Source organism: Gemmatimonadaceae bacterium (genome assembly GCA_035606695.1).
GTDB lineage: Bacteria > Gemmatimonadota > Gemmatimonadetes > Gemmatimonadales > Gemmatimonadaceae > JAQBQB01.
The window spans coordinates 1-12,859 of the sequence record DATNEW010000049.1 but is presented as its reverse complement, the minus strand read 5'-3'; the positions used below and the strand labels follow the sequence as shown (position 1 = coordinate 12,859).

At 65.7% G+C, this 12,859-nt stretch carries 12 protein-coding genes; 1 reads left to right on the top strand and 11 read right to left on the bottom strand.

Features of this window, described 5'->3' with window-relative positions:
• Positions 1 to 112: 112 nt before the first annotated feature.
• The 9 genes from VN706_24470 to VN706_24430 all read right to left on the bottom strand — a co-directional run bounded on the left by VN706_24470 (position 113) and on the right by VN706_24430 (position 9,608).
• Positions 113 to 622, bottom strand: coding sequence for a metallophosphoesterase (locus tag VN706_24470; GenBank protein HXT18803.1), 510 nt, complete (start codon positions 620 to 622; stop codon positions 113 to 115).
• Positions 622 to 1,929, bottom strand: a complete 1,308-nt coding sequence (lysA, locus tag VN706_24465) for a diaminopimelate decarboxylase (protein HXT18802.1) — start codon at positions 1,927 to 1,929, stop codon at positions 622 to 624. Before lysA ends, VN706_24470 begins: the two co-directional genes overlap by 1 nt.
• On the bottom strand, positions 1,911 to 3,395 hold the full coding sequence (gene proS / locus VN706_24460; protein HXT18801.1) for a proline--tRNA ligase: 1,485 nt from the start codon (positions 3,393 to 3,395) through the stop codon (positions 1,911 to 1,913). The genes lysA and proS overlap by 19 nt, the downstream gene beginning before the upstream one ends.
• 17 nt (positions 3,396 to 3,412) lie before the next feature.
• The gene (gene hisS, locus VN706_24455; protein HXT18800.1) at positions 3,413 to 4,696 is read right to left on the bottom strand and encodes a histidine--tRNA ligase; all 1,284 of its coding nucleotides are present in this window, start codon (positions 4,694 to 4,696) and stop codon (positions 3,413 to 3,415) included.
• A 9-nt stretch (positions 4,697 to 4,705) separates the two neighbouring features.
• Positions 4,706 to 6,019, bottom strand: coding sequence for a folylpolyglutamate synthase/dihydrofolate synthase family protein (locus VN706_24450; protein HXT18799.1), 1,314 nt, complete (start codon positions 6,017 to 6,019; stop codon positions 4,706 to 4,708).
• Positions 6,007 to 6,870: an acetyl-CoA carboxylase, carboxyltransferase subunit beta gene (gene accD, locus VN706_24445; protein HXT18798.1), complete on the bottom strand. Its 864-nt coding sequence runs from the start codon at positions 6,868 to 6,870 to the stop codon at positions 6,007 to 6,009. The genes VN706_24450 and accD overlap by 13 nt, the downstream gene beginning before the upstream one ends.
• 149 nt (positions 6,871 to 7,019) lie before the next feature.
• Positions 7,020 to 7,190 carry a hypothetical protein gene (locus VN706_24440; GenBank protein ID HXT18797.1) on the bottom strand — a complete coding sequence of 57 codons (171 nt, stop codon included), beginning with the start codon at positions 7,188 to 7,190 and terminating at the stop codon, positions 7,020 to 7,022.
• The gene (locus VN706_24435) at positions 7,187 to 8,884 is read right to left on the bottom strand and encodes a glycosyltransferase (protein ID HXT18796.1); all 1,698 of its coding nucleotides are present in this window, start codon (positions 8,882 to 8,884) and stop codon (positions 7,187 to 7,189) included. The genes VN706_24440 and VN706_24435 overlap by 4 nt, the downstream gene beginning before the upstream one ends.
• Positions 8,877 to 9,608 (bottom strand): hypothetical protein, encoded by a 732-nt coding sequence (locus tag VN706_24430; GenBank protein ID HXT18795.1) that lies wholly within the window; start codon positions 9,606 to 9,608, stop codon positions 8,877 to 8,879. Before VN706_24430 ends, VN706_24435 begins: the two co-directional genes overlap by 8 nt.
• Before the next feature lie 62 nt (positions 9,609 to 9,670).
• Here VN706_24430 and VN706_24425 point away from each other — a divergent pair, with 62 nt between their 5' ends.
• Positions 9,671 to 10,723 (top strand): hypothetical protein, encoded by a 1,053-nt coding sequence (locus tag VN706_24425; GenBank protein ID HXT18794.1) that lies wholly within the window; start codon positions 9,671 to 9,673, stop codon positions 10,721 to 10,723.
• On the opposite strand, the gene VN706_24420 is transcribed toward VN706_24425, so the two are convergent.
• Positions 10,707 to 11,759 (bottom strand): ATP-grasp domain-containing protein, encoded by a 1,053-nt coding sequence (locus VN706_24420; GenBank protein ID HXT18793.1) that lies wholly within the window; start codon positions 11,757 to 11,759, stop codon positions 10,707 to 10,709. The two genes, VN706_24425 and VN706_24420, sit on opposite strands and share 17 nt — an antisense overlap.
• The coding region (locus VN706_24415) for a PIG-L family deacetylase (protein HXT18792.1) at positions 11,756 to 12,859 on the bottom strand (1,104 nt) is incomplete at its 5' end. The genes VN706_24420 and VN706_24415, both read right to left, overlap by 4 nt.

The window sequence follows — 12,859 nt, the reverse complement described above, 5'->3', positions numbered from 1 at the left end:
GAAACCGAGTTTCCCGAGGGTGTTCTTAAGAGCTTTTGAACAGCAGTTGACTGCAGTTGACGCCGTCTCCGTGCCGATCCGCGGTTGTCCGCTGTTCGTCCGTGGTCAGCCGTCAGTACTTCCATTCCGCTCCCGACAGCGTGAGAAACTCGACGCGCATCGCATCCATGTCGAGCACCGCGGCCGACGGCGTTCCGTGAAGCCAGCCGCACCCTTCCCCGGGATTCACGATGAGCGTGTTCCCCCGCGTCTTCATTTCCTGCTGGTGCGTGCTTCCATGGATCACGATCTCGTGCGAGTCGATCGAGCGCTGATGCATGTCGCCGATGTCGTGTACGAGAAGAATGCGCTTGCCCCCGATCTCGAAGCTGTGCGGCGACTCGAACAGCTCGGCGCCGAACGCCGATTGCGCGCGCGAGACCAAGCCCTCGCGATCGCCGTCGTTGCGGCCGAACACGCCGGCCAGCGTCACGTGCGACTCCTCGAATGCGCGGAGCGCGAACGGCGAGCAGTAGTCGCCGGCGTGCAGCACCATGCCGGCGCCCGCCGCCTGAATCTGTTTCACCAATTCCGCGACCGCCGGCAGGCGATCGTGCGTGTCCCCGATCAGGCCAATGCGCATCAGCTTTGGTCTCCGGCGTGTGCTGCGGTGGCTTTCCATTCCGGCTTCGCGATCTCGAGGCGCATGAGATCCTCGTAGCGCTCGCGCGCGGTGATCACCGCATACCGGTCGCCGTCGACCAGCACTTCGGCCGGCCGCATACGGCTGTTGTAGTTCGACGCCATGACGTAGCCATACGCGCCGACGTCGCACACCACGAGGTATTCGCCCGGCGCCAGGTCGTCGAGCTCGCGGTCGAGCGCCAGAAAATCACCGCTCTCGCACACCGGACCGACGACGTCCACGGTGGCCGTCGTCGCATGCTCCCGCATGGCGAGTATGCGATGAAAGGCGCCGTAATGCGAGGGGCGCAAGAGCTCCGTCATGCCAACGTCCGCGACGACGTAGTGCTTCCCTCCGCTCCGCTTGCGATAGAGCACTTGCCCAACGAGCACCGCGGCGTTGCCGACGATGAAACGCCCCGGTTCCATCACCAGCTCGAGGCCTGTGTCAGCGACCGTCGGCAGCACGAGCTCCGCGAAGCGTTGCAGGTTCGGCGGCTGCTCCGTGTCGTATCGCACGCCGAGTCCGCCGCCGATGTCGAGGTACCGGAGCGTGTCGATTCCCCGCCGCCGAATTTCGGCGAAGATCGACGCCAGGCGCTCCGTGCCTTCGCGATACGGATCGATGCGCGAGAGCTGCGATCCGATGTGCATGTCCAGACCGACCAGCGTGACGTGGGCGAGTGACGCCGTCACTTCCGCCACATGCACGACGTCGTCATGCGGAATGCCGAACTTGTGCCCCTTGCCGCCCGTCTTGATGTAGTCATGCGGCGTCTCGAGCGTGATCTCGGGATTCACGCGCAGCGACACGCGCGCCGTCACGCCGCGTTCGCCCGCCAGCCGATCGATGATCCGGACTTCGGCTTCGCTCTCCGCGTTGATGAACAGGATGTCCGCATCGAGCGCCTGCGCCAGTTCTTCCTCGGTCTTCCCGACGCCGCCGAAGATGATGTCCTTCGGCTTGAATCCGGCCGCGAGCGCGCGATGCAACTCGCCGCCCGAGACGACGTCGACGCCCGCGCCGAGCTCGCGAAGGACGTCGAGCACGCCGCGGCTGGCGTTCGCCTTGAGCGTGTAGTGAATGCGATGCGCGACCGGCGCGAGCATGCGATCCAATCGCTCGAACCGGTCGCGAATCGTCGCCGCGCTATAGACGTACACCGGCGAGCCGACGTCGCGGACGATGTGCTCGAGGGACACGCCCTCGCAGCACATCACTCCGTCGACGCGGCTGAAGCCGGTGGTCAGTACGCTTTGGCCCATAGCGCTTCGACGATCGTCGTGCTGCCGCCGGTCTTTTTGCCGCACTTGAGGCAAGTGCCCGGCGTTTCGGCCGACTGAAACTCTTCGTCGGGCAGAACGCGGATCGTCGCTTTCGTTTCCTCCTTGATCTCCCGCTCGCAATCTTCGCTGCCGCACCAGCCGGCATAGACGAATGCGCCCTTGTCGTCCATCAGCGACTTGAAATCGTCATAGCTGATCTTGTGGCGAATGCTGTTCTGCTCGCGCCGCTCGCGCGCCGCGATGAGCATGTCGTCCTGAATGCGCATCAGGAGCTCGCTCACGTCCTCGCCGAGCGAATCGAGCGAGATGGGCCGCTTCTCGCGAGTGTCACGCCGCACGAGCACGCCCTGATTCTTCTCGAGATCGCGGGGTCCGAGCTCCATGCGCACCGGGATACCGCGCAGCTCCCACTCGTAATATTTCGCGCCCGGCTTCACACCTTCGCGATCGTCGACATGGACGCGCAGGCGGCCGGGATCACGACGCTCCCAATCCTGCAGCATGTCGCTCACGCGATCGGCCGCCTCGAGCATCCTGCTCCGCTCTTCATCGCTCTTGTAGATCGGCACGATCACGAGCTCGATGGGCGCGAGCAGCGGCGGAATCCGCAGGCCATTATCGTCGCTGTGCGTCATCACGAGGCCGCCGACGAGCCGGGTCGACACGCCCCAACTGGTGTTCCACGCGAACTCCTGTCCACCGTGCTCCGCCTGGAACTTGAGCTCGAACGCCTTGGCGAAGTTCTGGCCGAGGTTGTGCGACGTGCCGGCCTGCAGCGCCTTGTTGTCCTGCATCATCGCTTCGCACGAATACGTGCGCAGCGCACCGGCGAACTTCTCAGCTTTGGTCTTTTGGCCGGTGACGACGGGCATCGCCATGTGGCCTTCCATGAAGTCCGAATACACGCCGAGCATGCGCCGCGCTTCCTCCTCGGCCTCGTCGTGCGTAGCGTGCGCGGTGTGGCCTTCCTGCCACAGGAACTCGAGCGTGCGCAGGAACAGGCGCGTGCGCATTTCCCAGCGCACGACGTTCGCCCACTGATTGATGAGCAGCGGCAGGTCGCGGTAGCTTTGCACCCACTTGGCGAACATCGAGTAGATGATCGTTTCCGACGTGGGCCGAACGATCAGCGGTTCCTCGAGCTTTTTGCCGCCCCCATGCGTGACGACGGCCGTCTCGGGCGCGAAACCCTCGACGTGCTCCGCCTCCTTGTGCAGAAAGCTTTCGGGAATGAACAACGGGAAGTACGCGTTCTGGTGGCCCGTGGCCTTGAACATGTCGTCGAGCGCGCGCTGCATGCGCTCCCAGATGCCGTAGCCGTTGGGACGAATGACCATGCAGCCGCGTACGGGCGAGTAATCCGCCAGCTCCGCGCGCAACACGACTTCGTTGTACCAGGCGCTGAAGTCGGCTTCGCGCGTCGTGAGTTTTTTGTCGTCAGCCATTGTAGTTTTAGAGTATGCTAAAGTCCGAGGTCGGCAAGCAGGTCGTTCCATTCGGGCGGCGGTTCCGGACTCCAGGCATGGCGTTCGCCTTCCGGCTGCGCGGAGTCGCGCAGCGTGAGCACGAATGCCGCCCCGGCGGATTTCGCCGCCTTGACCTGCTTCATGAGCGGTTGGTCGCGGAGCGCGTATTCGACGCTCACGCCGTGATGGCGCAGCGCGGTCGCGGCCCGCCGAACATCGGACTGCAACGCCGCCGATTCCGCGGCGACCCACACCTGCGGGCCCTCGCTCTTGGACGGAAGCAACCCCCGGTCGCGCAGCAGCTCCGCGAGCACCACGTCGCCCATGCCGAAACCCAGCGCCGGCAGGTCCACGCCGCCCAACGACTGCAGGAGATTATCGTACCGTCCCCCGCCGCAGATCGCGCGCAACTCGCCCTTCGCGTCGAACAGCTCGAACACGATCCCCGTGTAGTACGCCAGACCGCGCACGATCTTGAGATCGATCGTCACCCAGTCCAGCACGCCGAGACCTTCGAGGTACGCGAAATAGCGGCGGAAATCGGAGAGGAGCGTCGCGATCTCGGGCGCCGAGCCGAACTCGCGCTCGATGTGATCGAGCGTGACGTCGCCCATCAATCCGAACAGCCGCTCGATGGACTCGTTCGAAAGACCTACGCCCACCAGCTTCTCGCGCGACACGTCCCGCGGCTGTCGATCGATCTTGTCGACGATGCCGAACACGTCGGCGATGCGCTCGTCACCAACACCGAGTGACGCGAGCAACGCGCGGAGCAGGCGGCGGTCCGATACGCGCGCGCGCACGTCGCCCGCCGTCAGTCCGCAGCCGCGCATGATCTCGATCGCGACCGCCAGTAGCTCGGCATCCGCCGTGACGTCCGTCTCGCCGATGATGTCGACGTTCAGCTGAAAGTGTTCGCGCAAACGTCCGCGCTGTTGGCGCTCGTAGCGAAACAGCTGCGGAATCGAGAACCAACGGATCGGTTTCCGCAATGCGTTCGCTTTCGCCGCGGCCATGCGCGCGAGTGTCGGCGTCATCTCGGGGCGCAGCGAGATCTCGCGACCGCCCTTGTCGGTGAAGTTGTACAACTGTCCCACGATCTCGTCGCCGCTCTTCTTCGTGTAGAGCTCGAGTGGCTCGAGCGGAGGTCCGTCGTACTCGACGAACGCGAACCGGCGCGCGACGTCGCGCCACACATTCGTGATGTGTGCGCGTTCAGCGAACTGTTCGGGATAGAAGTCGCGAAATCCGGGTAAGGCGCCGGGTGCCCCTTGAGCCATCCAGGAAAATTAGACTGGCTGGGCTAGCGGCGACACCTGCAGGCGCTCCATCGCGTCGCCCACCGTGTGAAACGACCCGGTGACGACGATGCTTCCCTCGCCCTCCTGCGCGGTCGCGAGCGCCGCGTCGAAATCGGCGATCGCGTCGGCATCGAACCCCTGGTCGCGGGCGAAGCGCAACGCGTCGCCGAGATCCCACGCTCGGCTCGCCGGAGCGGTCGGCGCCATTGTGAGGATGAATCGCGCGGCGACTGCCGAGAGCACGCGCATCATCGCTCGCCAATCCTTGTCGCCGAGCACACACAACAGCACGGTAATCGGCCGTATCGGCGCGACCGCGGCAATCGTCTGCGCGAGCACCTCGGAGCCTGCGGGATTGTGCGCGACGTCGAAGATGAATCGTCCGGTGTGCTGAAAGCGTCCGGGAATCCGCACGGCGCGCAAGTTCGCGGCTGCGTCGTCCACGCTCACGCGATACGGCCCGCCGCTGGCGTCGAGCATGACGAGCGAAAAGGCGAGATTCGCCGCCTGATGCTTGCCCGCCAGCGGCGTCGTCAGCGTCGCCCTTCGGCCATTCCATTCGAGACTGCACGTGGTGCCGGCGTCGCTCACGCCGATGCGATCGAACCGGATTTCCTCCGACGCGATGCGCACTTCCGACGCGCCCGCCCGGCGCGCGCGCTCGGCGAGCAGATCGCGAATGCGCGGCTCGCACTCGCCGATCACGGCGGCACGGCCCGCCTTGAAGATGCCCGCCTTCTCGCCGGCGATCTCCTCGAGTGTCTCGCCCAGATACTCGGTGTGATCGAGGCCGATCGACGTCACGCCCGCGACCATCGGCAGAAGAACGTTCGTCGAATCCAGGCGGCCGCCGAGCCCGGCCTCGATCAGCGCGACGTCCGCGCCGGCGCGCGCGAAATAGTCGAACGCCATGGCCGTCGTCGCCTCGAAGAACGACGCGCCGATCTCCTCCACGCACGGCATGAGCCGCGTGATGAAATTGACGACGTCGTCCGCCGGAATGGGCGCGCCGTCCACGATCATCCGCTCGCGAAAATCGACCAGATGCGGCGACGTGTAGGTCGCGACCTTGAGCCCTTTGGCGGCGAGGAGCGCGGCCATCGTCGCCACGCTGCTTCCCTTGCCGTTCGTGCCCGCGATGTGCAGCGACGGATAGCGGCGCTCAGGATGGCCCAGTCGTTCGAGCAGTGCTTCGGTGCGCTCCAGGCCGAACTTGAAGCCGCCGGTCGTGCGCGCGAAGAGGAAGTCGAGCGCGTCGCGAAAAGCTGCCCTGCCGGCGACGGGAGACGCTACGCCGTCCATCCCGTCGCCGCCGGCCGGCCGGTCATGTGACGCAGCAGCTGGCTCACCGTCCGCTTGAGATTTCGGCGATGCGTGACCTGATCGAGCATCCCGTGATCGAGCAGGAATTCAGAGGTCTGGAATCCTTCGGGCAAGTCCTGGCCAAGCGTCTGCTTGATGACTCGCGGACCGGCGAAGCCGATCACCGCGCCCGGCTCGGCGAGGATGGCGTCGCCGAGCATCGCGTAGCTCGCGCTAACGCCACCTGTCGTGGGATTCGTCAGTATCGAGATGTACGGAATCCGCCGTTCGGCGAGCTGCGCGAGCATTGCCGCGACTTTCGCCATCTGCATGAGCGAGAGCACACCTTCCTGCATGCGCGCGCCGCCGGACGCGGAGACGACCATGAGCGGATACTTGCGCTCGAGCGAGCGCTGGCCGAGCCGCGCGATCTTTTCGCCGACTACCGAGCCCATCGACCCGCCCATGAACGCGAAGTCCATGATGCCGAGGTTCACGGGCAGCGAGTCGAGCGTTCCGGTGCACGCCAGCAGCGCGTCGGTGTCGCCGGCGTTCGTGATCGCTTTCTTGAGCCGGTTCGGATATTCCGGGAAGCCGAGGGGGTCGGTGGACCGTAGATCGACTTCGACTTCTTCGACCGAGCCCTCGTCGAGCAGCAGGTTGCAGTAGTCGGCCGCGCGAATGCGACGGTGATAGTCGCAGTTCGGGCAGACGTTGAGATTGCGCTCGAACTTCTCCCGAATGTCGGTGAGGCCGCAGGCTTCACACTTTTCCCAGACATCCGCGGGGATTTCGAGGCGATCGCGCCGAGGGGCGCGCGGTTTTTTGTCCTTTTTGGTCCACCAGGCCATACGTGAAATGTGATCGGCTTGGCGGCTGGAGGCTAGAGTTGGTTTCAAGCGGCAGAACCTGGCCCCGGGCCGAGCTCTCCTCGGGTCTGACCGCCGTTATCCGATTTTTTCAGCGGTTGTCGCAATTCCGCAGTTGAACCACGACAGTTTTAAATCAGGATCGACCACGCCACCACCACGAGGCACAGGCCGAGAACGATCGCCAGTTCTCGCACGAGGAGGCGGCGCTCTACGCGATCGTCATGTGCGAGCTCCGTCTCGAAGACTCGCATCCAGTCGGGATCCAGCGCGGCCGGTTCTTCGTTTGGGGATGACGTCATCTCGCCGCCGCGTCCGGCACGACTACGGCGCCGGTCTTGATCGTCTTGTCCCACACTGCCTGCTTGTTCATGAGCTCTTGCACATACGCGGCGAACGTCACCGCGCACAGGAATGGACCGTACCCGGCGATGTAGACGCAAAATGGCGTCAGCCATTTCGTCGTCCGATGTTCCGCGCAAAGCTTGCCAACGTACGCCGCCGGAATGCAGAGAAAACACCAGGCATACATGGCCAGCGACAACGTGACCGCCAGGTTGGAACGAGGCTCCAAGCCCAGCGCGAGCAGCCAGCGCGCCAATGTCGCGTCGACGATCGGCGGGCAGGCGCTGTGCGCCATGATGGCGAGCGACACGATTCCCGGAAACGTCAGCGCTTGAAACCACGATCGCTTGGCGGCGCCGGGATCGACGGCGAACGCCATTGCCGTCTGAAACACGTACACCAACAAGCTCCAGATCCACAGCGCGCGAAATACGCTCCACGCCGTGCCGGCATTGATGAAATACAAGCCGATCAGGCCGACGGCGGATCCAAACATGACGATCGGCATGAGCAACACGCTGAACCAGAGCATCTTGATCGGTAGGCCGGCAAGGCGGCCGAATCCGTTCGACTGCGTCCACAGGTGCGCGAACTGGATCGTGATCTCGACGTTGCCGCGTCCCCAGCGCATGCGCTGCTTCCACAGTGCCGCGAGATCCTTCGGCTCCTCGGCCCAGACGACGGCGTTGGGCTCGAAGACCGCGCGGTTGCCGGCGTGCTGCGTCTTGAACGTGGTCACCGTGTCTTCGGCCAGCGTCGACGTGTCGATGCGGCCGCCGATGTCGATCATGTTTTGTCGCGAATGCAGTTGCGCGCCGCCGGCCAAACAGGCGAGCGCGCCGAAGACGTTTTGCGCGCGGCGCGCCGCGGCCTGCGCGGTGATGTATTCGTACGTAATGAATCGGTTGAGATAATTCGCGTTCGGCGTGCCTTCCTTGATGTACGCCGTCACGGCGCCGACCGTGCGATCCGACAAGTGCCGCGTCATCTTGCGCAACGCGTCTTTCTCGAACAGCACGTCGGCATCGATGATCAGAATGGCTTGCGCCCAATCATCCGCGAGCGCGCGATCGATGCCGGCGTTGAGCGTATGCGCTTTGCCCTGCCCGCCCTCGACTCGCCGAATGTGAACCACGCGCTCGGGATCATCGAGCGCTTTGGCGCGTACGATGTCCGGCGTGGCGTCGGTCGATGCATCGTCGACGACGTAGACCCGCAACCGCTCGGCGGGATACGACATGTGCAGCAGCTGGTCGATGGTCGTGCCAATCACGGCCGCTTCGTTCCACGCCGGGACGACGATCGCCGTGCGCGGATAAAATGGCGTGAGCCGGCGATAGCCGGTATGAAAGCGATGCAGTCCGATGACGAGGTATTGAAGCGCCGACGCGAGCACCGGCGTGGCGCCCGCGAACACGAGCGCGATGCAAAACAGCGTGAGGTCCACGCGGCGCGGCGCTCGCGGCAGCAGCGCGAACACCGCGATCTGTGCCGCGAGCACGTTGAGCAGCGCGTATGCGAGCACGTGCAATCGCACGTTCGTGGTCCGCCGCGTCGTCGCATCTCGGCGCATCGCGCGCGAGAGGGCCCAGCGGCTTGGTCGTCGGTCGCCTGGCGGCCGCGCCGTGCGAACCTTTCGCACCTTACGCATCGCCGGAGCATGCGGCCGCGAGCCAGCGAACGTAGTCGTAGCAACCGATGGTTTCGGCGCGATGGCTGTCGGTGCTCGCGACGATCGTGACGCCGTGCCGGTGAAACACGCGCACCGTGTCGATCGAAGGACAGCGCCAGCGTTCGCTGACTTCGATCAGCGCACCGACGTCCGCGGCCGCGGTCGCGAGCCGAGCTATCGCTGCGCTCGGGACGGCTGCCTCTTCGACCCCGATCTTTGGCAGAATGCTGAACAGATGCGCGATCACCAGCGGCGTGCCGGCGTATCGTCGCAGCGCCCGCTCCGTGGCGACGACGATCAGCTCGATCGCGTCGGCGGCGAGCAGGCGGCCCGCGGACAGCTCGTCCCGGATGGCGCGCGGGGACCGCGGACCGTCGCGCGTCGGCATCTGGTGGTCCGCGATGTAGACGGCGTCGGCGAGTGAGAACGTGTCCGGCATATCGAGCGCACCGTCGGCGTCGAGTATTTTCGCCTCGAGGCCCGCGGTAAGCACCACGCCGTCCGACGACAGCGCGCGAACCGCTTGCACGTACCGGCCGACGTAGTCGCTGTCCCGCCGCACATGATCGACACAGCCCAGGCGGTGGAGGCCAGCGAGGCGCGCGGCCGCAAGATTGCACTCCAAGGTATCGGCGCCGTCCGAGAAGGTCGAATGGACGTGACGATCCTCCGCCAGATCGATCAGAGCGATCAGATCGCTCATCGCGCGTCCATCCATGGAGCATTGTGAAACGCTATCGGAGTCATCGAGGAGCCCAGCTGCTGATGGCTGCGGTCCTGTGTGCGCTCGCGCCCAAGCATCTCTCCGCTCAGACTCCGGCCAGCGATCCGCGTGTGCATCCGGAGCTCGTCGACTCGACGTGGGGTCCGCGCACGCTCGCGGTGTGGGAGATTGCGTGGGCGGGCGACTGGGAGCGCGCGGACGAGGGCTTTGCGGCTCTCCAACGCGAAGAGCCCGACGCCATCGAGCCGTTGCTGGGCCGCGGCTTCGTTGCGCGCGGCGTTGGACGTCTCAGCGAGGCGCGAGCATGGTATCGCGCGGCCTTGGCCCACGAACCATCGCTCGCCGAGGCGCGCTCGGCGCTGGCGCTGCTTGCGTGGGAGCGACCGTGGTCGCTCGACGTCAGTGGCGGTGGCGCGAGGATCGATGCGCCAGGCCGGCCCGGCGGTGCCGTGACGGGCGTCGAAGGAAACATCGAATTCACCGGCGAGCTCACGTCCGTCGTCACGGTCCTGGCGCGCGTCGGCGCCCTGGCGGCCGGCGATCCCACCGAAGGAGTCGTCTTGCGCGCGGACCCGCTCGCTTCGACGCGGGCTAGTGTAGTCGGAGCCGGAGTCGTGGTTCATCCGACCACCGCGCTCTGGATGACCGCGCGCATGGAAGAGTGGTCCACCCCGCAGGAACGCGCGACTTTTCTCTGGACCGATGCGGCGTATCGCCTCGCCTCGCGCGTGACGCTGCTCGCGGGCATCCGGCCGATCAGCGGCGCGAACGGCGCGACGCAGTTCAGCCTCGGGGCGGCGACGGCGATCGCGGACCGTCAAACGCTCACGCTGGTCGCGACGCGCGGTGTGGAACCATCGCCGCTCGAAGCGCGCGGGCAGCTGCGCGCGTTCTGGGAACGCGCGCCCGCGCGGCCGTTTGCCATTCGATTGGGTGTCGTCCGCGATCTCGATGACCGACTGTCGGCAACGACCGCCGTCGCCGGTGCGACGGCGATGATCACTCCGTGGGAGGGCCTCCGCGTGGAGCTTGCGTCGCGTACCGGTGCGTACAGCCGGCGGTCGATGGCGGTGGGGCTCATCGTGCGCTGGTAGCCGCGCCCGGCGTGGAACTGGCGACCGTCGCCGCCGACGCCACGAGCTCGTCGAATTCCGACGTCGGCACGAAGTGCTCGCGCCACACCCGCACCATTCCCACATCGTGAAACGTTCCGGCATCTCGCGGCACGGCGCGCTTCGCGACGAGATCGAGCGCGAGGCGCGGCATGTTGACACCGGCGGCGATCGTGAGCGGCATCGTTCCCGGAAAGCGCACATTCACATCGAGCAGCTTGGCGACGCCCGCGGCATCGCGACGGAACTGAATGTTCGCGATGTACGCCAAGCCAATGCGCCGCGCGACCGACCGCGCCTGACGATCGAGTATTTCGTCATGCAGGGTTCGGCCGCATACGGCGATGCCCGAGTTGATTCGCAGGCGCACTCGCGGGACCACGGCGATCACGTTCATGGCGCAATCCGAGAGCACGTCGACCGAGAACTCCTCGCCGGTCAGAAACTCCTGCACGATGAGCGATCCGTCGCGCGGCAGCCCGCCGAGCATCGCCGGATTCACGACGAGCTGCGCGCCGTTGCCGCCCGCGCCGCGACGCGGCTTCACGAAAAATGGATAACCCCACCCAACGTCGTCGAAGGAGGAGTCGTATGGCGCCGAATGCGGCGTGGGGCACACGCTGCGGCAGACACGAACGAGGTCCCACTTGTCGAGACAACAATCGAGTGTCGCCGAGCTCGCGACGAGCACCGCCGTGCCGGCCGCCTGGAACGCGTCCCGGGCCGCCGCCACTTTGCCCAGCTCGAGATCGACCGTCGGAACCAGAACCTCGATGCGATGCACCGCGCACGCCGCGAGGAGATGCTCGATGAAGCGTGAATCGTCCCCTCGATGCACGATCACGCGGTTGCCGCGCGGCACCAGGTAGAGTCCCGACGCGTACGGGTCGCAGTCCGCGGCGAACAGCTCGACGTCGTTGCCCGAGACGGCTTGCATGAAACTGATCGCCGACGGTCCGCCGCCTCCGGTCACGAGCACGCGCAGCGCGCGCTCCGTGTCGCCCATGCGCTCGTTCATTGTGACAACTGCCGAATCACTTCGAGCGGTTCGACGACGCTGTGTCCGGCGAAGCGTCCCCAGTAGCGCGCGGTCGCGCGAATGAGATCGTCGGCGAGGTACGCCCGGATCGGCGCTTGCGAGCGAAAGAGTCTCAGGACGTCGATCTTTCGGTCGAGTTGCCGCGCGATGTCGATGAAGCGCGCCGGCCGAAAGTCGACGGTGGAGCTTGGCGCCTGATACGCGTAGACGAACGGCACGTTGCGAGCGGCGACCATCGCCACATGATGCGCCGTTCGATGATCCTGATGCGTGTCGTGCTCGGAATGGATGTACATGAGCGACGGTGAGTATTCTCGAATGATCTCCTCCACAGCGGCGACGGTTTCCATCGTGTCCGCGAGACACCCGTCCGGAAGACTCGCGCGGCGAAGCACCACGCCCATCGATGCCGCCGCCGCTTCCACCTCGGCGATTCGATCTTCCCGAGCGCCGCCGCCCTCGCCATCGGTCAGCACGAGATGAATGACGCGGTCGCCCGTGGCGATGTGGCCCATGAGCGTGCCGCCGACACCGATCTCCGCATCATCGGGGTGCGCGCTGATCGCGAGAACCGTTCGCGGTCCGGCTCGGCGTGCCGCGCGACCCGTGACGATCATATCCTGGAGCCGTCGGAGAAGGACGTCGTGATCGAAGGGTTTGAGGAGCATCTCGTCCGCGTGGTTGCGCACGGCCTCCGACGCGATCTGGTTGGAGCGATCGGAGGTGATGATCATGACCGGCACGAGTGGCCGAACGGACTTGCTCGTGCGAAGCATTTCGACTCCCTTCGCGTCGGACACGTCGGCGTCGCAGATCACCCCGTCGAACTGCAGCAGCGCGAGCTGAGCGATCGCTGCTCCTCCGCTCGGGAATAGCGTCGTCCGATACCGGCCCTGCTCGAGCCAATCGACGAGCGTGCGCGCGAGCTCGGGATCGTCTTCGACGACGATCAGATGCGGGCGTCCTTCATGCGACTCCGCCGATGCCCGCCGAGCGGCGTTCACCGTCGCGGTGTCGCCGTCGGTTTGGCGCCGCGTCGCGCCGTTCGTATCGTTCTTTTCGTTCGCGTCGTTCGCGTC